This is a genomic window from Idiomarina sp. D18 (assembly GCF_057748155.1).
The window spans coordinates 608,216-631,403 of record NZ_CM173240.1 but is presented as its reverse complement, the minus strand read 5'-3'; the positions used below and the strand labels follow the sequence as shown (position 1 = coordinate 631,403).

Genomic DNA, 23,188 nt, shown 5'->3' with positions numbered 1-23,188 from the left:
GGCCGACCTTTGTGTTAGGCTAGAGTCTACGCATAATCATAGCGAGGAAACCCAGAGTATGCGAGTACATCCTGTTAAAGCCTTTGATGATAATTATATTTGGTTAATCGAATCCACTCAGGATCGTGTTGTCGTTGTCGACCCGGGTGATGACAAGCCGGTCATTGAATGGTTAAAAGCGAATAAAAAGGACATCGCTGGTTACCTCATTACACACCATCATCATGATCATACGGGTGGGCTTGAAGCACTCAAAGCGCGCTTCCCAGCGACTTCTTACGGTCCTGACAATCCCGCTATTAAGGGCATTGACTACGCTGTAATGGAGGGCGATACAGTTCAGATCGCTGGCTTACGGTTTGACGTTTTAGCCACGCCGGGTCACACCCTAGACCATATTAGCTTCTATGGTGACACAGCACTTTTTTGTGGTGACACGCTGTTCTCTGGCGGCTGCGGCCGTATGTTTGAGGGCACCCCCGAGTTGTTCGTTTCGTCACTTGATAAACTGCGTCGCCTACCGGGCGAAACGCGTGTTTTTTGCGCACATGAGTATACGCAAGCGAACTTAACCTTCGCCTCTCTTGTCGAACCCGACAATGCAGTTTTAAAAAGTTACTTAGAAAAAATAAAGCTCATGCGTCAAAACGATCAGATCACGTTGCCATCGACGCTCCAATTGGAGCTGGCAATTAATCCGTTTTTACGGTTTGACCAGTCAGCAGTTCGCCAAGCGGCGAGTGATTATGCTGAACAGACACTAAGTTCCTCAGAAGACGTGTTCGGCATCATTAGAGAGTGGAAAGATAACGCGTAGTCACGTAGTATATCCACGTTATAATATAACACTATTAAAGAAGTTAATCATGAATGTACGTTATAACTTTTTAACGAGCTCGTTGCTGTGCGCCTCTTTACTAACATTGTCGGGTTGCCAAATGACGTCTATTTTACATCCAAGTGAAGATGTAAGCGTCAATGAAAAAGCGCTCGAACCAGTGACCGATACGGCTCTCAATCTTGACGAGTTACAACCGGTTCCCGTCGAAGCTAGCTCGACCGAACATGAGAGCAAAGACGCTAAACCAGTGCCAATAGACGACTTATGGCAACGAATTCGCATGAAATTCGCGCTGGATGTACCCGACAATGCTCGAGTGAATTCACAGCGAAATTGGTATGTCAGTCACCCCGAGTATCTTGAACGCGTCGGTAAGCGAGCCGAACCCTTTCTGCACTTAATCGTTGAGGAAATTGATCGGCGCGGGATGCCGATGGAATTTGCCCTACTACCGATTGTTGAAAGTGCATTTGACCCTTTCGCATACAGTCATGGTAGTGCATCGGGGGTTTGGCAATTTATTCCGTCTACGGCGCGCCATTACGGTCTTAAAATTGATTGGTGGTATGATGGCCGCCGTGATGTTTACGCGGCGACTAAAGCTGCACTCGACTACCTCGAAGCACTGCATGATTACTTTGATGGTAATTGGCTACATGCGCTCGCTGCCTATAACTCGGGTGAAGGTCGCGTAGCAGCTGCGATCCGACGCAACAAGCGTAAGGGCGAACCAACTGATTTTTGGCACTTAGATTTGCCGCGAGAAACGCGCGCTTACGTGCCCAAGCTGCTTGCTCTTGCTGATATTTTGGCAAACACAGACAAGTACGGTATCGTTTGGTATCCCATAGAAAACCAGCCGCAACTCAACGTTATTGAGGTACCAGGACAAATCGATCTTGCCCGCGCTGCCGAAATGTCTGAGTTACCGCTCGAAACGCTACACCGCTATAATTCAGCTTATAATCGCTGGGCTACGGCTCCCGATGGACCTCATCGTCTGCTGCTACCACAACCGAATGCGAGTATCTTCGAAAGCGCCATTAAAAAAACCGATCCTAAAGATTGGCTCAGCTGGAAGCGCCATAAAATTCGTACCGGCGAAAGCCTTCTGACGATAGCTAAAAAGTACAACACCTCTGTTGATGTAATTCAGAGTGTCAACGACATAAACGGAGCCTTGATTCGCGCGGGCGATTACTTGTTAATTCCAGTTGCGACAAAAGACCTTGAACAGTACACCTTATCTTCTAATCAGCGCCGTTTAGCAAAACAAGATAAGCAATATGGTCAGTCAAAGATAAACTATGACGTTCGCTCTGGTGATACGTTATGGGATATTTCTCGCGCATTTAATGTTGGCGTTAGAGAGTTAGCTAGTTGGAACTCGATGGCACCCGGCGACTATCTGAGACCAGGACAGCAGCTAGTCATTTGGCAAAAAGGCGATAGCTCACCTAAATCGACGGGTATCTTACGCACCATCGTATATCAGGTGCGTAGCGGCGACTCGTTAGCACGCATCGCTAATCGCTTTAATGTTACTATCTCTCAAATTGAGCAATGGAATAATATAAGCCGTAACCGGTACCTGCAGCCTGGGCAACATCTCACGCTTAAGGTTGATGTTGTCAACGTCAATTCGTGACATGCTGCGTATTGAGTGAATATCCACACTCGTAGCCGTCAATTTGACCACTTGATCACGTTTTAAAATCGTTCAATACTAGACCTTTAATTAATTCTTAAAGGTCTAGTATTGATGATGCGCTACTTGCTCCCGCTATTACTTATACCCACACTGCTCTTCGCAGCAATGCCTCATAATGCGGTTGCAGCAGACTGGCGCGTAGAAGGTAAAGGTGAGCTGACCTATCCTTCGGGCCGTAAAGAAGCGATTAACTTTGGCTTTTCTTATACCAAACACTTTGATACCCACATATTTAAAGCCGGCCAATCTCAAATACGAACCGATTCCGTACCGCCCAATTATATTCTTAATGTAATTATTAATGATGAGGGGTTAATTTACGTAGCGGAATTCGCTAATGGCTTTTTCACATCATTCGACCTGTCGATCGGCAGCCACCAGGTCAGTGTTTATACGCGCGGTGAGTTTGAACCGGAAAAGCCCTATCGACATATCGTCATTGAAATAGACGATCGTAGCTATTTAATCGACACGACGCATCCTAATTTGAGATTTGAATTTGATCAGAATGGTATCAGTGATATTAATGGCAGTGGCTTAATTAAAGATTTGCGTTTGCGGAGAAGCGGTTAGTTCTCCGCAAACACACGCTCGGGGTTACTCGTTTCCGTTAATTAGATTAATCAAATCGCGTTCTGTTTTCACCGGAACGCCTAAACTTTCAGCTTTTGCTAACTTCGAACCCGCATTATCACCTGCAAAAACAGCAGATGTTTTTTTCGAAACAGAACCGCTGACTTTCGCACCTAAAGCTTCCAATGCCTTTTTAGCCTCATCACGGGTCATTTCGGTTAATGTGCCGGTAAGTACAAAGGTCTGCCCAGCAAGTTCATCACTCTTAGGTCCAACCGCTTTACCCTCCGGAAAACTAATCCACTCACGTAGTTTAGCCACAACCACCTGATTATGAGGCTCACGGAAGAAAGCAATAATGTGCTTCGCAACCACTTGACCCACATCATCGACCTCTTGCAGCGCCTCTAGGTCTGCCTTTTGTACGTCCTCAAATGTACCAAAATGACGAGCCAAGTTATTTGCGGTAGCCTCCCCTACTTCGCGGATTCCCAACGCATAAATAAAGCGCGGTAATGTCGTTCCGCGCGTATTGGCTATCGCATCCACTAGATTTTGGGCGGACTTCATCCCCATGCGAGGCAAAGAAGCGACGACAGGTGCTTTTAGTTCGTATAGATCTGCAGGCGATTTAACCCAGTCTTTGTCGACCAACTGCTCAACTAATTTATCTCCAAGCCCGTCGACATCCATCGCTTTGCGCGAAGCAAAGTGCTTTATCGCCTCTTTTCGTTGGGCGGCGCAAATGAGTCCACCACTGCATCGCGCAACCGCTTCTCCCTCAATGCGTTCTACCTCAGAATCACAGACCGGACAATGACTTGGAAACTCAATCGCTTGGGCATCTTCAGGACGCTCGCTTTCTAATACGCTGACGACCTGAGGAATGACGTCTCCCGCCCGGCGAATACTCACAGTGTCACCAATCATGACGCCCAAACGAGCAACCTCGTCAGCGTTGTGCAAAGTCGCGTTTGATACAGTTACACCGCCGACTGAAACGGGCTCTAAACGAGCCACTGGGGTAATTGCCCCGGTGCGACCCACCTGAAAATCAACGCCAGTAATACGCGTTAGTTGTTCTTGTGCAGGAAATTTCCGTGCAATCGCCCAGCGTGGCGCACGCGCAACAAAGCCCAGCTCATTCTGCATACGAATCGAATCAACCTTATAGACAATACCGTCAATTTCGTAACGCAGTCTGTCGCGCTTTTCTAACATGGCTTGATAGTACGTCTCGCACGCCTCAACCGATTCAACTCGTTTTACTTCATCATTAATCGGTAGACCCCAAGCACTTAACTGCTGCAAGCGTTCATAGTGCGAGTCAGCCAACTGTTCTTGATCTTGTTCGCTTACCACGCCCAAGCTGTAAGCGTAGAAGTGCAATGGCCGTTTTGCCGTAATTCGAGAGTCGAGCTGACGCAGACTCCCTGCTGCGGCATTACGAGGGTTGGCAAATACTTTCTCATCGCGCTTTCGAGCATTGTCATTAAAGCGTTCAAATGCGTCCGTCATCATGAATACTTCCCCTCGCACTTCTAAACGCTCGGGCGCATCATCACTTAACTGCAGGGGCACGTTCTTTATCGTCTTAACATTGGCTGTTATATCTTCACCCGAATAACCGTCACCACGAGTCGCAGCTCTCACCAACTGCCCATTTTCGTATAAAATACTGACAGCCAAACCATCAAGTTTAGGCTCGCAGCAAAACGCCCACGCCACCGAACTATCCACCCGCTGCTGAATTCGCTCAGCGAACGCAGAAAACTCCTCGCTAGAAAACGCATTGTCTAACGACAACATCGGCAGCTCATGAGTGACAGAAGTGAACGCATCAAGTGGCTTACTACCTACTTTTTCAGTCGGCGAGTGCTGACTTTTTAACTCCGGATTATTGGCTTCAAGTGTTTGCAGTTCGCGAAATAATTTGTCGTATTCGCTATCCGGTATCGTCGGCTCATCTAGCTCATAATACTCTTTATTGTAGCGTGTTAGCTGTTGCTCTAGCTCACGCATGCGTTGCTCTACAGTCGATGAACGGCTCATATCGTTGTGTATATCTCTTTAAGACGTGGATTCGTATTGGCGTACTTTTTGATGGGCTTGCTGAATCGATTGACGCGTTAGCAGTTGACGAGAACCATCGAGTACTTGCCCCTGTGGAATTTCAGTCGCCAGTTTCTTCGCTGCATTGAGCATCATGTTGAAGGCTTGCTGCCCATCGTAATTGATAGGTAACGTCATAAACAATGCAACACCATCGGTTTCAAATTGTTCTATGTTATCAAGATCAAAGGTACCTGGATTAAACATATTGGCCACAGAGAAGATCAAGGTTCCAGTACCGTTAGTATTTTCGTAGCGATGGAAAATTCCCATTTCACCAAATTTACAGCCTAACTCGGTCATCATTTGCAATAATAGCGCACCTTGCACGTTACCTTTTACAAACAACGAGATGACATCCTGCGGCGGTTGAGGTTTTTCTTCGGCTTTCGTTGCAGAAGTAGCTTCAGGTGCCGCTTCGAACGCTGGTTGACGTTCTGTTTCTAGCTCAGGCTCATCCAGGTTTTCATCCTCTGTAGGTTCGGTTTCAGTTTCAGCTTCTTCAACCGGTGCAGGCTCTTCATCTTTATCGACCCGCATCGATGGTAATGGTGTTTCCTCGTCGTCCGTCTCTAAATCAAGATCCATCGACATTTGTGTAGCTTCGTTTGACGTTGTATTGGGTTCATCACGTGTTGCTTTAATCGTTTTTACCGCACCAATACCGTCCGCATCAAAGTCATCATCGGATTGCTGTTGGTGACGCTTTTCAGCGACTTCGCTCTGCGCTTGTTTATAAATACTATTGTTGCGCCGCATCGTCCACAAGCCATGGGCAATAATGCCAGCAATCAGCAATACTCCAATAATACTGAGTGTTATCTGTAAATTGCTCATCTCATACTTCCTTTATTATTATGCTTCGGTCATTGCCACAGCTTGTTCAATATCGACAGCGACGAGTCGTGATACGCCGGCTTCCTGCATCGTCACTCCAGCCAAGTGTGTTGCCATTTCCATAGCCACTTTATTATGACTGATATAGATAAACTGTACTGTTTCAGACATTTCTTTTACTAAACGGCAAAATCGGCCGACGTTGGCATCATCAAGCGGTGCGTCTACCTCATCAAGAAGACAAAACGGCGCCGGATTGAGTCTAAAAATAGCAAAGACTAATGATAAAGCGGTCAACGCTTTTTCTCCACCGCTGAGTAAATGGATCGTACTATTCTTTTTCCCTGGCGGTTGCGCCATGATAGTTACACCGGTTTCAAGCAAATCACTATCTGTAAGCTCGAGGGATGCCGAGCCGCCACCAAATACTTTCGGGAACAATGCTTGTAAATCACCGTTTACCGCATCAAATGTCGCTTTAAATCGTTGTCGTGTCTCACGGTCAATTTTTTGTATGGCTGCCTCAAGTGTTTCTAGTGCGGACGATAAGTCATCATATTGTTCGTCGAGGTAATCTTTACGTTGTTTTTGCGTTTCGGCTTCTTCAATTGCCGCCAAATTAATAGCACCTAACCGACCGACTTGTTGTGTAGTACGTTCAAGTTGTTGCGAATACGTTTGCTCAAGCTGGCTCATGGTCGCCCCTTCATCCACCGCTTCATGCAAACGTGGCAAGATATCCTTGAGTGTTTTTTGAGTTTGCGAGAGTTGCTCAAGTACACCTTGTGTCCGTTCATCCAGTTTAGCGTACTCAATATCGAGACCTTGCAGTGCCTGCTGAGTGCGATCGATTTTAAGCTGCAATTGAGAACGGCCTTGACTGAGCTCATGAATGTCTAATTCCACCTGCGCGAGCGCATCGCGCGCTTGTTGTAACGCTTCACTGCGTTCCTCGCGCTGTGCTAACAGGTCTTCGAGTCGTGCCTGCTGTGGCTCTTCGCTTTCACCCTTCTGTGCCGCTAATTCATTCAACTCAAGCTCAATCGCCTGCAAACGTTGACTTTGTCGTTCGGACATACGTTGAAGCTGAGCGTGTTGTTCTTGTGTACTCGTCAGCTGTAAACGGTGTTGGTCGAGTTGTGTGCGAACACTCTGTGCTTGTTGTTCGCACTCGCGCTGATGTTGTTCGACACTTTCGCGTTGAGATTGATTGAGTTCAATTTGTAGCTGTTCAAACCGCTGCTCTAGCTCGTCCGCGGTGGATTCACACACTGCCGCCTGCTGCTCCGCACTCTCTAATTTAGACTTAATTTGCGCCTCTTTTTCGGCAAGCTGTGACAAGGTGCTTTCAAATCGCTGATGTTGTTGCTGCGCATTCTCTAATTGCTGCTGCGCACGGACCCACTCCTCTCGCAGTGTATTGTGAGCTTGCTCGACTCGGTGTTGAGCCGTTTTAGCTTCATCTAGTTGCTTCGCTAAACGATCGCACGCTTCAGCTGTTTGGTTTATCTTTGTTTCAATCGCGTGCTGGTTTTGCTCTAATTGCGCCAGCTCTGCTTGCTTGTGCAATAACCCCTGCTTGTTATCCTCTCCCGCGCGATGCACCAACCCGGGCAATATAACATCCCCTGCCTTGGTCAATGCCGCGATGGCTTCCGGACACTGCCGTAATAAACGTTGTCCATCGTCTACTGTTTCAGCGATTAAGCAACGTTGAATTAACGGCCAATCACCCACAGAGCCTGATACCACATCAGCCAATCCCGTTACGCCTTGCGGCAAGATCATAGGTTGGCCAGGGCTTGATAGCATGGCTCCCTTCGGGAGCGAATCAGTCAATGCGTTATCTTCGCTCCAGTAACTATTGAGCCACGGCGACAACCAGACCTCCACCGCATCTCGCCACGCCGGTTCAACATCGAGCATTTCCGGCACGCTGCGCAAGTCGTTATCCTGCGCCCATTGTCGGACATACTCATTGACGCTGCCATCCTCGCCTGCAAGCCACTCTCGTAACAGTTCAGCACGCGTTTGCTGACTGTGCTGTTCGCGCTGCAAGCCTTGTAATTGTTCTCGGTGCGCTTGCAAAGCGTGTTGTGCTGCTTCATAAGATTGCGTCGCGGTCGCTAAGTCTGACTCACTCTGATTCAGTTGCGTACGGATATCGGCTAATTTTTCTTGCTGTTCCGCAATACCAATGGCTTGTATTTGTTGAGTCACTTGCACGCGTTGTTCGTCAAGGTCTGTTAAAGCTTCACGACTGTGGCTTTTGGTGTGTTCAGATTGTTGCAAAGCCAATTCATTGCGCTGCCTTTGCTGCTCAACTTCACGCATTTGACGTCGCGTTTGTTCTTCATCATGTTCGACGCGCTGAAGTTGCTCACGGGCTTCGTCGTGGCGTGTTGTGGCCATTTCCAATTGCGCTTCAAGTTGCTCTAAGCCGGGCTCAAGCTCCGCGATTTTCTGCGCCAAGCGTTCGGCACTTTGGCTGTCTTCTGCATCATGTTCGGTCAATTGTTCACGTTCTTGCTTTAACTGCGCAACACGTGCTTCCCGCTGCTGTTCAAGTTGGCGTTGATGTTGCATCGCCTGTTCAATGCGCATGATCTGATGATTACATTCATACACTGCCTGTTGTGCCTGTTCGACTCGCTGTTTAAGCTCCTCAGCGTGTTCACGTAGCGAAATGACGCCTTTTTCATCGCCCGTTTGCTCGGTTTGCCAGCGATCGAGCTCCAAACGATAATGGCTGCGTTGCTCTCGCAATTGGTTTTGCTTTTCGTTTAACTGCCACCAGCGACTACTTAAAAGCAGTGCTCGTAAATCGCGCTCTTGTGCTTTAAGTTCTTTATAGCGCTGCGCGGCGGCGGCTTGACGTTGCAATTTTTGCAATTGCTGACCGAGTTCTTCGCGCACATCGCTGATCCGCTCGAGATTTTCTCGAGTGTGTAACATGCGATTTTCGGTTTCCTTACGGCGCTCTTTGTATTTTGAAATACCTGCCGCTTCCTCGATAAAGATACGAAGCTCTTGCGGTTTCGACTCGATGAGTCGAGAGATCATGCCCTGTTCAATAATCGCATAACTGCGTGGACCCAAGCCGGTACCAAGAAATAAATCCGTGATATCTCGTCGCCGACATTTGCTGTTGTTCAGGAAGTAATTTGACTGACCATCACGCGTCACTTGTCGCTTTACCGAAATCTCATTATAGGAAGCGAACTCGCCTTGAATGCGACCACTGGTATTATCAAAGACCAGCTCAACACTCGCTTGAGAGACAGGCTTCCGCGCTTGCGAACCGTTAAAAATCACGTCGGTCATCGCATCACCGCGCAAGTTTTTAGCGGAGCTCTCGCCCAGGACCCAACGCACCGCATCAATCACGTTTGATTTGCCGCAGCCATTGGGGCCGACAACACACGTCATTTGATCGGGAAAAGGGACTTTGGTGGCATCGACAAACGATTTAAATCCAGCCAGTTTTATATGTTTCAGGCGCATCTTGTTATCGTTATATCCATCGCGCGAGTTCGTTTAAAGATGAGCTAGAAACTCTAGCAGATTCATTTGAGTTTTGTAACAATTTAGCCACTGCAAAACAGGCGTTTTAGCATTATCCTATAACTATACATCAACTCAACAAAGGTTACTCAATGCAAAAAGCAGTGTTCAGCGATTCGGGCTTCGCCTATTTGCTTCGTGGGTTTCAATTAATGACCACCAAAGGTCTTAAACGCTTCGTGCTGGGTCCAATCTTGATTAACTTCGTGTTATTTGCGGCCGCGTTTAGTTGGCTCATGAGTCGCACCAGTGATTGGATTGATCAGTTAATGGCGTGGCTCCCAAGCTACTTCCAGTGGCTAGAGTATCTTATTTGGCCACTGACTGTTCTTTTTATACTGGGCTTATTTGCGTTTATTTTTACCGCTATTACGAATATCATCGCCGCGCCTTTTAATGGCCTACTCGCCGAAAAGGTTGAACAATATGAGTCCGGTCAGCCATTAGGGGACGATGGCGTGATGGGATTAGTTAAGGATATTCCACGCACGGTTGGTCGTGAGTTCCAAAAACTCGCCTACTATCTGCCACGCGCCATTGGATTCTTTTTACTCTCACTGTTTGTACCGGTCATCGGTCAGGTCATCTGGTTTTTATGGGTATGCTGGATGCTTGCAATTCAGTATATGGATTATGCGTTTGACAATCATAAGCTCGATTTTGGTCGCATGCGCTTTGAGTTGCGTGCACAAAAGTTCCGTTCTCTGAGCTTTGGCATGGCGATCACAATCATTACCATGTTGCCGTTTATCAACTTGATCATCATGCCTGTCGCAATTGCTGGAGCGACGTCCATGTGGGTCGATCACTACCGGGTTAAAGCGTTAAATTCAGACGTGTGATAGCACGTTTTGCGTCTGTTTTGCAGATTGCGGCTTCGCCAAAATAGCTAACACGTTATTACGGAGTCGCAATCTATGAACAGCAATACTTTATATGCATATCTGTACCTGCCCGAAAACAATATCATGCTAATAAGCACATCACTGTCCTCACTATCAACGCGTAAAAGTCGGGCGAAAATTGCCGATGCGCAAAAATGGCTACGTCAATTCGAGGTCACTGACCAACAGCGTTTCAAATGCGCTATTGAGTTACTTAAAAACAGCTCAACTCCTCATGGAATATGTTTGCGCTTGCAATTAAATGGCTTACAACACGTCTTAATGCCCGTCGTTTTGCAGCGCCAATTATGGATTTGTGGGCAGGTCAGTATTAATCATCCCCGTCCGCCTCACTTTCAACGGATTTGTGCAGCGTCGTTGCACTGAGTTGTTTGCTTGTTTGCACCCCCATCGTGCGAAATTTTTCAACCCGAGTGAGTAGGTTGCCACGCCCTTGACTGAGCTTTTTCATCGCATCTTGATAGCGTTGTTCAAGGGTTTGAATTCCTGCTCCTATCTTGTCTAAATCCTCAACAAAGCCAACGAATTTATCGTATAGCTTGCCAGCCTCCGCAGCGATATGCTGAGCGTTTTGGTTTTGGTGTTCGTACTGCCAGATATTGTGAATAGTACGTAAAGCAACGAGTAAATTAGTTGGACTCACCAACATAATTTGTTCATCAAGCGCCAGCTTAATTAATTCAGGATCTTTGTCCACGGCAAGCAAAAATGCTGGCTCAATCGGCACGAATAGCAATACATAATCGAGCGTTTTGATACCTTGTAGCTGCTGATAATTTTTTTTGCCCAATTGCTTAATATGCTGTCTTAGGGACTGAACGTGTTCATTAAGCGCGCTCTTACGTACCGCTTCATCATCACTATTAAAATAGCGCTCATAAGCCGATAAACTGACCTTTGAGTCAATGACCACATCGCGCTCATTGGGTAAGTGAACGATGACATCAGGGCGAAACCGTTTGCCGTCATCATCAGCCAATGATGACTGCGTATCGTACTCGTGACCTTCCCTTAATCCTGACTGCTGAAGAATACGTTCAAGTACCACCTCACCCCAGTTACCTTGATGTTTATTATCACCTTTTAGAGCTCGCGTTAACGCATCGGCCTCTTGCGCCATTTGTTGATTCAAGGTCTTGAGCGACAATAATTCACTGCGTAATGCGGCTCGTTCTTTAGTTTCATCGCTATGCTGTTGTTGCACCTGCTGTTTAAAGCTTTCTAGCTGCTGCTTAAAAGGCGCTAAAGTCGCTTGTAAACTTTGCTGATGCTGTTGCTGCATTTGATTAGAACGTTGTTCGAATATACGGTTCGCGAGGTTCTCAAACTGCTGCGACATACGTTGCTCAGCCGCTTCGAGTGTGCGTAACTTATCCTCGCTCGCACGACGCTCTTGTGCAGCGGTCGCTCTTAAGGTTTGCCATTGCGACTCGGTATAGTGTAGGCGTTCGCGAAGTTGCTCAAGTTGCTCTATCTGATTATCCACCGTCTGCTGCAATGACTCAACACGCCTCGCATGGGTGCGCCAGAGTACAGCAAATGTGACACTGGTTAAGGTGGCTACAAACAAAAGCACCACCCAAATGGTGGTGCTCATAGTCATCATGTCGTTCAACACGATTTATGCTCCTAGCTTTTCATCAAGCTCTGCAATTTTAACCTTCCAAATCGCAGGACCCTGCTCGTGCGCATTGTGACCGTCACTATCGACCGCCACTGTCACAGGCATATCCTCGACTTCAAATTCATAGATCGCTTCCATACCTAAATCTTCAAAGCCTACAACACGCGCTTTCTTGATCGCTTTAGCCACCAAGTATGCAGCACCACCGACAGCCATAAGATAAACCGCTTTATGCTTGCGTATACTTTCAACCGCTTCGGGACCACGCTCCGCTTTACCGATCATTCCAATAATACCGGCCTCTTCGAGCATCATATCGGTAAACTTATCCATTCGAGTTGATGTCGTTGGACCCGCCGGACCGACAACCTCTTCACCAACAGGATCAACAGGACCAACGTAGTAAATAAAGCGATTGTTAAAGTCGACGGGCAGTTCTTCGCCATTGGCCAGCATCTCTTTAATGCGCTTATGAGCAGCATCACGTCCGGTCAAGAGTTTACCCGACAACAAGACCGTCTCCCCCATTTTCCACTCTTGGATGTCTTCCTTTGTGACCTCATCCAAATTCACACGGCGCGCATCATCACCCAGTTCGAACGTCACTTGCGGCCAGTCTTCTAATTTTGGTGGCGTTAAGTCCGCAGGACCCGAGCCATCAAGCGTAAAGTGCGCATGACGTGTGGCAGCACAGTTTGGAATTAAAGTGACAGGTTTGGATGCTGCGTGAGTTGGCAGTGATTTGATTTTCACATCCAATACTGTGGTCACACCACCCAAACCCTGTGCGCCAATACCTAATGCGTTAACTCGATTAAAAATCTCTAAACGTAGCTCTTCCTCAGCGTTCTGTGGACCACGTTCGATAAGCTCATGGATATCTACCGGATCCATCAGTGACTCTTTTGCTAGCACCGCTGATTTCTCCGCGGTACCGCCGACGCCGATACCCAGCATCCCCGGTGGACACCAACCCGCGCCTAGCTTTGGTAAGGTTTCAACAACCCAATCAGCAATCGAATCGCTCGGATTAAGCATCGCCATTTTCGACTTATTCTCTGAACCGCCACCTTTGGCTGCAATCATCACTTCGATTTTATCACCTGGCACCATATCTAAGTGCACTACCGCAGGCGTGTTGTCACCTGTATTTTTGCGCGTACCGGCGGGATCGGCAACGATGGATGCACGTAACGGGTTTTCAGGATTCGTGTAAGCACGGCGAGTTCCCTCATCAACCATTTGCTGCACGGTCATATCGGTCTTATCCCATTGAACACCCATTCCGACTTTGACAAAACAGGTCACGATACCGGTATCTTGGCAAATCGGGCGGTGCCCTTGCGCAGACATACGCGAGTTCGTCAGCACTTGCGCGATGGCGTTTTTCGCCGCCTCACTCTTCTCACGCTGATACGCTTCATCAAGCGCTTGAATAAAGTCGATAGGATGGTAATAGGAAATGTACTGCAATGAGTCTGCAATACTGTCGATAAAATCATTTTGACGAATGATGGCCATTCACTGCACCTCAGCTTAGCTATGATATTAATACCGCCGCAAACAGGCATTTACACGGCAGAATAGTGCCGTTCATAATAGCGTTTTCAAATCGCCATGACTAGAGATGATTGGGTTAATGCCTATGGTATACTGCGTCTAAAACGACGATAAGCCGTAAACTTTTGGGGTAAACGACACTGTGCAACTGACACTTCGTGAACTAATTGATCATCGGGTCCCAAGCCAATCTTCTCGAGCAGAGGACTGGGACTTTTGGGTACAACAACGCTTTGCTTCGATACAGCACCAAGAGTATAGTCTTTGGCTAGATTCCGCTGCTTTTGACCACCCCAATAGTCGTTATCATATTCTCCTCAAGCAGCCCGAGTACGTCTTAACAGCACGAGGTCAGGCTACAACGTTAACTCGAACATCTGAGCAGAGCCCTTTGGATCTGAGCTGCTCGGCAGACAACTTTATTTCTGCCGCCAGTCAAATTCATGATCAGTTGGGTAGGCAAATACAACTTGATGGCGACGCCGATAGACTCCCCTTTTGCGGAGGTCTTGCTGGTTTGATGGGTTACGACCTTGGCCGTCAATTAGAACGGCTGCCTGACGTTAATCCAGATGAGTATGAGACTAACGATGCTGTATTTGGTATTTATCTCAATGCCCTAATCATCGATAAGCTGGAAAAACGCGTGTTTCTTCTAGCCCCTACAAACACCTTTAATGAACGCCAATCGCAATGGTTAGAGCAGTCAGCGTGCTCAACTGAGCCATTTAAGCTTACCAGCGAATGGCAAAGCAATATGTCTGCCGACGATTACCTCAGCCGGTTTAATGCAGTGAAAAACTATCTTGCGGCCGGAGACTGTTATCAGATTAATCTCGCACAACGCTTCAGCGCTCATTACCAAGGTGCGGAGTGGCTCGCCTACCTTAAATTGAGAGCAAGCAACCGCGCACCATTCAGTGCATTCATGCGCTTACCGACAAGCTGTTTACTGAGTGTGTCGCCTGAGCGATTTATTTCTGTTTCAGCACAAGGTCAAGTCGAGACTAAGCCCATCAAAGGTACGCGTCCACGGAGTCATTTAGCAGAGCAAGATGAAGCCAATCGCTTAGCGCTGATTAACGCTGAAAAAGATCGTGCTGAAAATCTGATGATTGTCGACCTACTGCGAAATGACCTGAGTAAACATTGCCAACCTCATTCAGTCGATGTGCCAAAGTTGTTTGCCGTCGAGAGCTTTCCTGCCGTCCATCACCTAGTCTCTACCGTGGTCGGTCAGTTAAACCCGCACAGCGACACCTTCCATTTATGGGGCGGCGCTTTTCCAGGGGGCTCGATCACCGGCGCGCCCAAAGTTCGCGCAATGGAGATCATCGAAGAGCTTGAACCTAATCGTCGAAATGCGTATTGCGGTTCCATTGGATTCGTATCAGTAAACGGTAACAGCGATAGTAGTATTACCATTCGGACCTTAGTTGCTGAACGCGGTATCATACATTGCTGGGCGGGCGGCGGGCTCGTGTACGATTCGAAGGGAGAGGAAGAGTACCAAGAAACATTTGATAAAGTTGCGCGCATTTTGCCAACGTTGGAGACGACCGATGATTAAAACGCGCGCCGAATTCTTGCGTCGCTTCAACTTACAACCGTCCCCTAAGATCGAGCGTCGAGTAGATAACGTGCTGAAGCAAAAGCTACGTCCTGCTGCTGTGATGATTGTATTAGTTGAACGACCTCATGGCTTATCGTTGCTACTCACGCAGCGTGCCAAAACGTTACGTAAACACGCCGGCCAGATTAGTTTTCCCGGTGGACGTTTCGATCAGTCGGATCGTAACTTACTCGAAACGGCACTACGCGAAACTGAAGAGGAAATTGGTTTAAATCGGAGTGACATCGAAGTTATTGGTCGTTTACAAGATTATCCGGTACTGAGTTATTACAATATTCGTCCTTTCATCGGGTTTGCTCGCATCCACCACGAGCTCAAGCGGCAACCCAGTGAAGTGGCCGAAATTTTTGAAGTCCCACTTGCCGACATCCTCGATCCCTATAATCATTATGCTTATCGTATTCGGAAGTTTATCTACGACCGTATTTACTTTATTCCATGGCAACATCGCAATATATGGGGCGCCACTGCGGGCATTCTTCGTGAACTCGCCGAGCACTTGCAACCTGAACTGAAACAACAGGTAAGTCCACTCAATTAGCGATTAACCAAAGTAGTTACGCTATACTCGCGAAATCTATATTATTCCGCAATTTTACTTGCCATACCGGGTGGCAAGCATGCGACAATAGGTATAATTTCTCGAATTAACCAAATGGGTCAGATGTATGATCAGTGTTTTTGATATCTATAAAATAGGAATCGGTCCATCGAGCTCTCACACGGTAGGGCCGATGAAAGCTGCCTATTATTTTTTAGAAGCAGCCAAGGAAAAAGGCGTTCTTGCTGACGCTGACGGTATTGAAGTTGAGCTATTTGGCTCGTTAGGCCAAACCGGTAAAGGCCATGGTACAGGTAAAGCCGTCATCTTAGGCTTAGCAGGTGAGCTGCCCGAGACTGTGGATACCGATAATGTCGAAAACTTTCTCGCGCAGACCCGAGATACGGAAAAGCTGGTGCTACTGAAAGAGAAAGAAGTCGACTTTCCAAAAGAAGGCGCCATCGTTTTCCATCGTCGTAAAACCATGCCTAAGCATGCGAATGCAATGGAGCTCAGACTCCTCAAACAAGGTGAGGTTATTTACAAAGATCTTTACTACTCGATCGGTGGCGGGTTCATCGTACGTGACGAAGACTTTGACGAGACGCTTGAAGAGGCGATTGAGCAGTCGGATAAGCCAATCCCCTACCCGTTCGACACTGCGGCTGAATTACTTCAACATACTAAAGATACCGGTATGCGCATCAGCTCGCTGATGATGGCCAATGAGAAAGTATTTAGAACAGAAGACGAGATTCGTTCGGGTCTAATGAAAATTTGGCGCACGATGCAACAAAGCATCGAGAACGGTATTAACACCGAGGGTATTCTACCAGGCGGCTTAAAAGTGAGACGTCGGGCCTCTTGTTTGTATCAACGTTTGAAAAAAGAGAAATCAACCGAACCCATGCAGTTTATGGATTGGGTAGATCTATTTGCGCTGGCGGTAAACGAGGAAAATGCGGCAGGTGGTCGTATTGTAACAGCCCCGACCAATGGCGCTGCGGGTATCGTTCCGGCAGTAATGAGTTATGCCGATAAGTTCATCGAAACCCTAGATGAAGATTCTGTCGTTCGATTTTTGTTGACATCAGCTGCGATTGGCATTTTATACAAGAAAAACGCCTCGATCTCGGGTGCCGAAGTCGGCTGCCAAGGTGAAGTCGGAGTCGCCTGTTCAATGGCTGCAGCAGGTCTTGCAGAATACATGGGGGGCTCTGCCCTAACCGTCGAAAATGCTGCGGAAATTGGCATGGAGCATAATTTAGGACTGACCTGTGACCCTGTTGGAGGTTTAGTGCAAGTGCCGTGCATCGAACGTAATGCGATGGGCGCGATTAAAGCAATCAATGCTGCTCGTCTTGCAATGCGCGGTACCGGTGATCACAAGGTCTCGCTCGATAAAGTCATCAAGACGATGTGGGAAACGGGCAACGACATGAAAACGAAGTATAAAGAAACTGCTCGTGGTGGCTTAGCGGTTAACATCATCGAATGCTAACCGCGCTGGCTATCGAGTTACCGGCTTATAAGGTCGGTAACTCGATATCCGAAAATAACTTCTCAATTTCCTCATGACTGCGTAACTGCATTGCTTCCTCAACCCTTGATTTGGTCAAATGCGGCGCAAAGTTCTCAATAAAGTCAAACATATAAGTCCGCAAAAACGATCCTCGGCGGAACCCAATCTTGGTTGTGCTCGGCTCAAATAAATGAGCTGCTGGTAACGCGACGAGATCAGTATCTTCTTCAGCGTCATACGCCATAGTCGCCACCACACCAATACCGATTCCCATGCGTACGTACGTTTTTATCACATCAGCATCTGTGGCAGTGAAAACAATCTGTGGCTCTTCTCCTGCCGCATTAAATGCTTTATCAAGCTCTGAACGGCCAGTAAACCCATGCACGTAAGTCACGATAGGATGCTGCGCAATATCTTGAATCGACAACTTATCAATCTGAACCAGCGGGTGGTCTTTGGGCACGATGATGGAGCGATTCCAATGATAACAAGGCAACATGATCAAATCTTGATAGAGATGCAGTGCTTCGGTCGCGATGGCAAAATCGGCTTTTCCTTTAGCCGCTGCTTCACTGATTTGAGTAGGTGAGCCTTGGTGCATATGCAATGATACTTTCGGATATTGCTCAATAAACCGCTTAATAACCTTAGGCAGTGCATACCGGGCTTGGGTATGCGTCGTCGCAATATTTAATTTACCGCAATCAGGTTGCGTATGTTCAGCGGCCACGGCTTTGATTGCCTGCACTTGCTCGAGCACCTGCTGAGCAATATGTATCACCTCTTGACCTGCGGGCGTCACATGGGTCAGGTGTTTACCGGTGCGGCCAAAAATCTGTACGCCTAATTCATCCTCAAGCATTCTTACTTGCTTACTGATACCTGGCTGTGAGGTAAACAGACTTTCCGCCGTCGATGAGACATTCAGATTGTGATTGAGAACTTCGACAATATAACGTAATTGCTGTAACTTCATATAAGCAGACCTTATTTGCTGCCGTTTAATATGAAAAAATCATATATTAAATTTGAATCCTATGCCAAATGCATTCTGCAATAATCGATAGAGGCTAACATGTCTAAACCGTCCATTGATTTTTCCACGCTGCTAGCCGTTTCCGTGCATGACATGAAAAACTCATTAGGACTACTTGTACAACAACTGCAAGATATCTCCTACAAGGTGAACGATGCAGCGACACAGAACGAATTGGCGCATATGCATTACGAGGCACAACGCATCAATACCAATCTCGTTCACTTACTGGCTTTATATCGTCAGCAAGATGCTTGGCATATCGAAAGCGAACAAGTCTACGTAGACGAAATTATCGAAGAACTGGTCATGAATAATCGTTTTTATAGCCAACACAAAGCAATCGAGGTCGACGTTAAATTACCTGAGGATATTTACTTTTATGGCGATCGAAGCTTGATTACGCAGGTTCTGAATGATGTTGTCATTAATGCTATGCGCTACACCGCCGATAAGCTTATTATAAAGGCGCAACGTGTTGCAGAACGTGGCTGTTCTATTACGATAGAGGACAATGGTCCGGGATACCCGGAATCTTTGCTAGTACTGAACGAACTATCGGCACGTTATTTAGACATGGAAGGAAGTCGCACAGGACTCGGACTCTATTTCGCTAGGCTTATCGCCCAGGCACACGAGTACAAAGGACAGCAAGGATATATTAAACTAGAAAACTCTAGCTCGTTAGGCGGCAGCCGTTTTACCTTACACCTGCCCTAGCAGTATTAAATGGTAGCGACAGACTCAAATTATGGTTTACACAATAATAATATCGTTGATCATTCTACTCGTACTGATGGCCATTATGATCAGTGCTGTACAGCAGTATCGACAAAAACAAAATTTAGAACGCAGACAGCGTTATGCCAAGTTTCGCGCAATACTTGATCAGGTTGAAGATCTCATCAACATCACGGGTTATTTCCCGGTTGGGCGTTCCGTCTATGCGCTATTGAATTCGCGCGCCAAAGATTTACTCGTCAACATGAACGAAGTCATGCCGTCCGATGCTTTGAAAGACCGTATCCACGAATACGAAAACCGCATACAGGGTCTTGATGTTAATGACACATCGGTCATCTCTGATGATTTTGAATTGCCGCACAATGACAAGCAAATTATTGCCATGATCAATGCGCTTAAGCGCCTAAGAAGCGCATTACGCAGTGAACACGCAAAAGGCCGTGTTGACACACAAGTGTATAATATTGAGGATCAGCGCCTACAAAAGCTGCAATTAAAAATCAGTGTCGAGACGCTAATCAAGCGTGGTGAGAATGCTTATAATAGCAGTATGCTCGGTTCCGCACGGCAATATTACGAGAAGGCACTACGCACCATAGATGAGCATACTTACAGCGATGAGTACACTGAGCACCGCCACCAGCAAATTGAGGCGTCACTAGAACAAATCACCAACGAGTTGCGCGTCACCAATAAAAATGATGCTCGCAAACGAAAAAGCGACGAGCTCGAGGAATTATTTCAACCCAAGAAAAAGTGGTAATTCAGTATGTCAGATTGGAAAGACCAATTGTCACAAATGGTTTATAGCACCGATCAAGGCCGCATTAGTCCGGAGCCAGAAGCAGAAGAAGTGCCCGAAGGTGATGGAATTGTGCGTTTGCGACGCGAAACCAAAGGACGTAAGGGCAAGGGTGTCACACTGGTGACGGGTTTAGCTTTACCGCAGAATGAACTCAAACAAATGGCAAAAAAGCTAAAGCAACAGTGTGGCGTTGGTGGCTCAGTGAAAGAGTACGTTATTGAGCTTCAGGGTGACCAGCGTGATATCATTGAAAAATGGCTGACTAAACAAGGTTACCGTGTTAAACAAGCGGGCGGCTGAGCGAGTAGCTAACGTAAAGCAGCGTGCCGCCGTCACGCCACTCAACTTTGTCGGCGACTTGATTAATAAGGTTAATCCCGCGACCATAAGTGTCATCGTTTTCAATCGTTGTCGACCTATCACAGCGACCATCAAAACGATGTTCGCTGTTTGACGACAACGTAAAGGCAAGCCTATTTAAGTTGGGCTCATAATTGATGTCAAAATAAATTTCTAGCCCCTGTAACTGCTCAATACGTGACTGCCGCTCTTCGTAGTATCTCTCAAAGCCTTCTTCGTGTTTTAACTCAGACTGCATCCCTAAGACTGAGTGTTCCAGTAAATTGTTGAAGCTTTCAGCAAACAATAAGTAAAGCGATGTTTTATGAGGCTGTAAAGCATCGAGTTTAGCGAGCGAATCCACCATACTTTGCATGGGGTCGCGATCACGGACATCGTACTCGGTCAGCGTGACGCGAAGAGAAAACGGCAGGTGGTACCCCTTTATTGATCTTGCTTGAGGCTCTAGACCCGTTGGCTGACATTGGAGACAGACCAAAGATAAGTCATCGTTCAGTGATGCGTTGCCTGTGAAGTCGTCTATACGTTGCACGATGGCATTAAATTGAACTTCCGAGCAGTCGCTATCCAGCATTTCGGTAACCCAGTTCGCAAATCGCTCTTCACCTATCATTTGATTCTTGTGATTGCAGGCCTCCACTACACCATCACTGAACATGACCAATCGCTGACCGGGGCTTAGGAAATAATGTTCTAACTGACTATTAAACTCGCTGCGAGAAAGGATACCCAGTGCCATATGCTGGGGTTTAATACGATGCGCCAAGCGCCCTTGCGCATCAAGAAGAAGTGCGTCCGGCATGCCACCATTCCAGCAACTTATTCGGTCACCATTTGCCGACATTTCTACCACTATAGCTGCACAAAACATATCGTCCGGCAACACTTTGTAGAGTCGATTATTAAATTCGGTCGCCATATCGCCAACCGATAGGCCACGTTCAGCCATGCTAAAAAATGCCTGAGCAACGGGTAACGCGCCGGTGGCCGGCGCTAAACCATGGCCAGTAAAGTCGCCCAAGAAGATATAATAGTTTCCAAACGGACCCTTACGTCCTAAACACACATCGCCGTTAAAATCACTGGTGGCACGCAGATAACTTTTAACGAACGAATAGTTGAGTTGATTATCCGCCAGTGCGTTTTCAAGCATGTGTTGTACCACATTTTGCTCGCGCTCCATACGCGCTGTGTGCCATGCTAACGCGCGGTTCTTCTCAACAATGGAATAACTTAGCTCTCGCACCCGTGCATGGGCATTCACTTTAGCTTGAAGCACTACAGGCTCAAACGGGATACTTAAAAAGTCATCACCGCCCACTTTTAGGCATTCTAAAAGTGTATCTTGGGAATCTAGAGCGGTGAGAAAAATGATCGGCAAGTGCACGTTACCAGACATGGCTTTGAGCCTCGGGGCTGTTTCAAAGCCGTCCATCTCTGGCATCATCACGTCAAGCAATATAAGTTGAGGCTGAACCTGCTCAAATAAGCCTAACGCCTCACGACCATTGCTAGCACATACCACTTCATGTCCGAACGACGTCAACAACCCCGTTAACATGATTTGGTTCGCCTTTTGGTCGTCGACAACAAGGATCTTCATTACGCAATCGTAAACATTTTCTCGAAACGTGAAATATCTAAAATGCGTTTTACTTCTGGCCGAGCATTGATTAGGTGTATTCCTTTGACCGTCGAACCAAGCGACTTTCTCATATTCAGGAGCATACCTAGTGCAGAGCTATCCAAGTACTCCGTTTCTCGCAAATCAATAATAACCAAAGGCTCGCTGTCGCCAATATGACTATAGGCCTGTCTAAACTCTTGCACCAAACCAAAGTCGAATTTACCCTTTATAGTGATAATCAACTGCTTTTGGTCCGCTGAAAACTCACGAGTGACGCTCATAACTTCCCCTTTTTAATTATTATTGCTCCTAGCATAACGTTTTTTAATTGAGTTTGCCGACTAAATCAAATACTCTTTTTAAAAATCTTAATAATAAATAAGTATGTCTCTTTCAATTAACGAACTTCGCATCCTTCTAGTCGAACCATCAGATGTCCAGAGAAAAGTTATCGGTCAGCACTTAATGCAAGCTCAATTAACGGAAACTCGAGGGGCGTCAACCATCGCAGAAGCAAAAACGTTAATTCGTGAATGGCAGCCTGATATTGTCACCAGTGCCATGTACTTTGAAGATGGTACAGCACATCAGCTAATTGATTTTATTCACGCATCGAACTTAGAAGATACGGTTCATTTCATGTTGGTTTCAAGTGAACACCGCCCCGATCAGTTAGAGCAATTCAAGCAAGCAGGTATCGTTGCTATTTTACCTAAACCATTTAGCAGCCAACAACTGCAACGCGCAATTCGCGCTACTGTTGATTTAATAGAACCAGAATCCGTTGAGCTCAATTTATTTGACGTAGAAGACCTTCGTGTTTTACTTGTCGATGACAGCATGACTTCTCTACACGCGTTACGCCGTGTTTTTGAAAATATGGGCGTTGAACATATTGTAGAATCAAACAACGGCGTCACTGCTATTGAAATTCTCAATCAACAGTCGTTTGATTTAATAGTTACCGATTTTAATATGCCCGAAATGAGTGGAAGCGAATTTGCTCAACACGTTCGCCAAGACCCGTCTCATGCACACACCCCTATACTGATGGTGACTGCGCAAGCTAACGAGCTGCAAGTAACCAATATCAAGCAAAGCGGTGTCGATGCGCTAACAGATAAACCCTTTGAACCCGCAACGCTTAAAAAGCTGTTAATCAATTTATTAGATCAATAAAAAAGCCACTT

19 protein-coding genes are annotated in these 23,188 nt (G+C 46.8%); 11 read left to right on the top strand and 8 right to left on the bottom strand.

Annotation, left to right across the window (positions count from 1 at the left end):
• The first annotated feature begins 58 nt into the window (after positions 1-58).
• From gloB to AC3AP5_RS03025, 3 genes are all read left to right on the top strand, one after another.
• On the top strand, positions 59-817 hold the full coding sequence (gene gloB / locus AC3AP5_RS03035) for a hydroxyacylglutathione hydrolase (RefSeq protein ID WP_006956690.1): 759 nt from the start codon (positions 59-61) through the stop codon (positions 815-817).
• Between the two features lie 49 nt (positions 818-866).
• Positions 867-2,489, top strand: coding sequence for a LysM peptidoglycan-binding domain-containing protein (locus AC3AP5_RS03030; protein ID WP_487326969.1), 1,623 nt, complete (start codon positions 867-869; stop codon positions 2,487-2,489).
• 114 nt (positions 2,490-2,603) lie between these two features.
• Complete coding sequence (locus AC3AP5_RS03025) at positions 2,604-3,125, top strand: hypothetical protein (protein ID WP_287830293.1); 522 nt, start codon at positions 2,604-2,606, stop codon at positions 3,123-3,125.
• 24 nt (positions 3,126-3,149) lie between these two features.
• Here the strand turns inward: AC3AP5_RS03025 and ligA are convergent, their stop codons facing one another.
• From ligA to smc, 3 genes are read right to left on the bottom strand one after another with little or no spacing between them, the layout of a single operon-like run.
• Complete coding sequence (ligA, locus tag AC3AP5_RS03020; protein ID WP_487326968.1) at positions 3,150-5,177, bottom strand: NAD-dependent DNA ligase LigA; 2,028 nt, start codon at positions 5,175-5,177, stop codon at positions 3,150-3,152.
• A gap of 18 nt (positions 5,178-5,195) precedes the next feature.
• Complete coding sequence (zipA, locus tag AC3AP5_RS03015; RefSeq protein WP_006956665.1) at positions 5,196-6,074, bottom strand: cell division protein ZipA; 879 nt, start codon at positions 6,072-6,074, stop codon at positions 5,196-5,198.
• Between the two features lie 18 nt (positions 6,075-6,092).
• Complete coding sequence (smc, locus tag AC3AP5_RS03010) at positions 6,093-9,578, bottom strand: chromosome segregation protein SMC (RefSeq protein ID WP_487326967.1); 3,486 nt, start codon at positions 9,576-9,578, stop codon at positions 6,093-6,095.
• A 152-nt stretch (positions 9,579-9,730) separates the two neighbouring features.
• On the opposite strand from smc, the gene cysZ reads away from it, so the two are divergent.
• Complete coding sequence (cysZ, locus tag AC3AP5_RS03005) at positions 9,731-10,480, top strand: sulfate transporter CysZ (protein ID WP_006956662.1); 750 nt, start codon at positions 9,731-9,733, stop codon at positions 10,478-10,480.
• 373 nt (positions 10,481-10,853) lie between these two features.
• On the opposite strand, the gene rmuC is transcribed toward cysZ, so the two are convergent.
• Both rmuC and AC3AP5_RS02995 read right to left on the bottom strand, forming a co-directional pair.
• On the bottom strand, positions 10,854-12,140 hold the full coding sequence (rmuC, locus tag AC3AP5_RS03000; protein WP_479723787.1) for a DNA recombination protein RmuC: 1,287 nt from the start codon (positions 12,138-12,140) through the stop codon (positions 10,854-10,856).
• A 24-nt stretch (positions 12,141-12,164) separates the two neighbouring features.
• Entirely contained in the window at positions 12,165-13,688 is a 1,524-nt protein-coding gene (locus tag AC3AP5_RS02995) for a fumarate hydratase (protein ID WP_487326966.1), read from the bottom strand.
• 181 nt (positions 13,689-13,869) lie between these two features.
• On the opposite strand from AC3AP5_RS02995, the gene pabB reads away from it, so the two are divergent.
• From pabB to AC3AP5_RS02980, 3 genes are all read left to right on the top strand, one after another.
• Positions 13,870-15,297 (top strand): aminodeoxychorismate synthase component I, encoded by a 1,428-nt coding sequence (gene pabB / locus AC3AP5_RS02990; protein ID WP_287830297.1) that lies wholly within the window; start codon positions 13,870-13,872, stop codon positions 15,295-15,297.
• Positions 15,290-15,901: a CoA pyrophosphatase gene (locus AC3AP5_RS02985; RefSeq protein WP_272977367.1), complete on the top strand. Its 612-nt coding sequence runs from the start codon at positions 15,290-15,292 to the stop codon at positions 15,899-15,901. The genes pabB and AC3AP5_RS02985 overlap by 8 nt, the downstream gene beginning before the upstream one ends.
• Before the next feature lie 127 nt (positions 15,902-16,028).
• A complete protein-coding gene (locus tag AC3AP5_RS02980; RefSeq protein ID WP_071462400.1) occupies positions 16,029-17,402 on the top strand; it encodes an L-serine ammonia-lyase in 1,374 nt (457 codons plus the stop codon).
• Between the two features lie 25 nt (positions 17,403-17,427).
• Here AC3AP5_RS02980 and cysB read toward each other — a convergent pair whose 3' ends face one another.
• Entirely contained in the window at positions 17,428-18,402 is a 975-nt protein-coding gene (gene cysB, locus AC3AP5_RS02975) for an HTH-type transcriptional regulator CysB (protein ID WP_006956652.1), read from the bottom strand.
• Between the two features lie 99 nt (positions 18,403-18,501).
• Here cysB and AC3AP5_RS02970 point away from each other — a divergent pair, with 99 nt between their 5' ends.
• Genes AC3AP5_RS02970 through yciH form a run of 3 tightly spaced genes read left to right on the top strand, consistent with a single transcriptional unit; the run spans position 18,502 to position 20,311 of the window.
• Positions 18,502-19,182: a sensor histidine kinase gene (locus AC3AP5_RS02970; protein ID WP_006956651.1), complete on the top strand. Its 681-nt coding sequence runs from the start codon at positions 18,502-18,504 to the stop codon at positions 19,180-19,182.
• 31 nt (positions 19,183-19,213) lie between these two features.
• On the top strand, positions 19,214-19,969 hold the full coding sequence (locus AC3AP5_RS02965; protein ID WP_040488138.1) for a hypothetical protein: 756 nt from the start codon (positions 19,214-19,216) through the stop codon (positions 19,967-19,969).
• Between the two features lie 6 nt (positions 19,970-19,975).
• Entirely contained in the window at positions 19,976-20,311 is a 336-nt protein-coding gene (yciH, locus tag AC3AP5_RS02960; protein WP_006956643.1) for a stress response translation initiation inhibitor YciH, read from the top strand.
• Here yciH and AC3AP5_RS02955 read toward each other — a convergent pair.
• Both AC3AP5_RS02955 and AC3AP5_RS02950 read right to left on the bottom strand, forming a co-directional pair.
• Positions 20,292-21,974 carry a PP2C family protein-serine/threonine phosphatase gene (locus tag AC3AP5_RS02955; RefSeq protein WP_006956641.1) on the bottom strand — a complete coding sequence of 561 codons (1,683 nt, stop codon included), beginning with the start codon at positions 21,972-21,974 and terminating at the stop codon, positions 20,292-20,294. The genes yciH and AC3AP5_RS02955 overlap by 20 nt on opposite strands.
• The gene (locus tag AC3AP5_RS02950; protein WP_006956639.1) at positions 21,974-22,279 is read right to left on the bottom strand and encodes an STAS domain-containing protein; all 306 of its coding nucleotides are present in this window, start codon (positions 22,277-22,279) and stop codon (positions 21,974-21,976) included. Before AC3AP5_RS02950 ends, AC3AP5_RS02955 begins: the two co-directional genes overlap by 1 nt.
• Before the next feature lie 103 nt (positions 22,280-22,382).
• Between AC3AP5_RS02950 and AC3AP5_RS02945 the strand changes: the two genes are divergently transcribed.
• Positions 22,383-23,177, top strand: a complete 795-nt coding sequence (locus tag AC3AP5_RS02945; RefSeq protein WP_006956637.1) for a response regulator — start codon at positions 22,383-22,385, stop codon at positions 23,175-23,177.
• Positions 23,178-23,188: the final 11 nt, after the last annotated feature.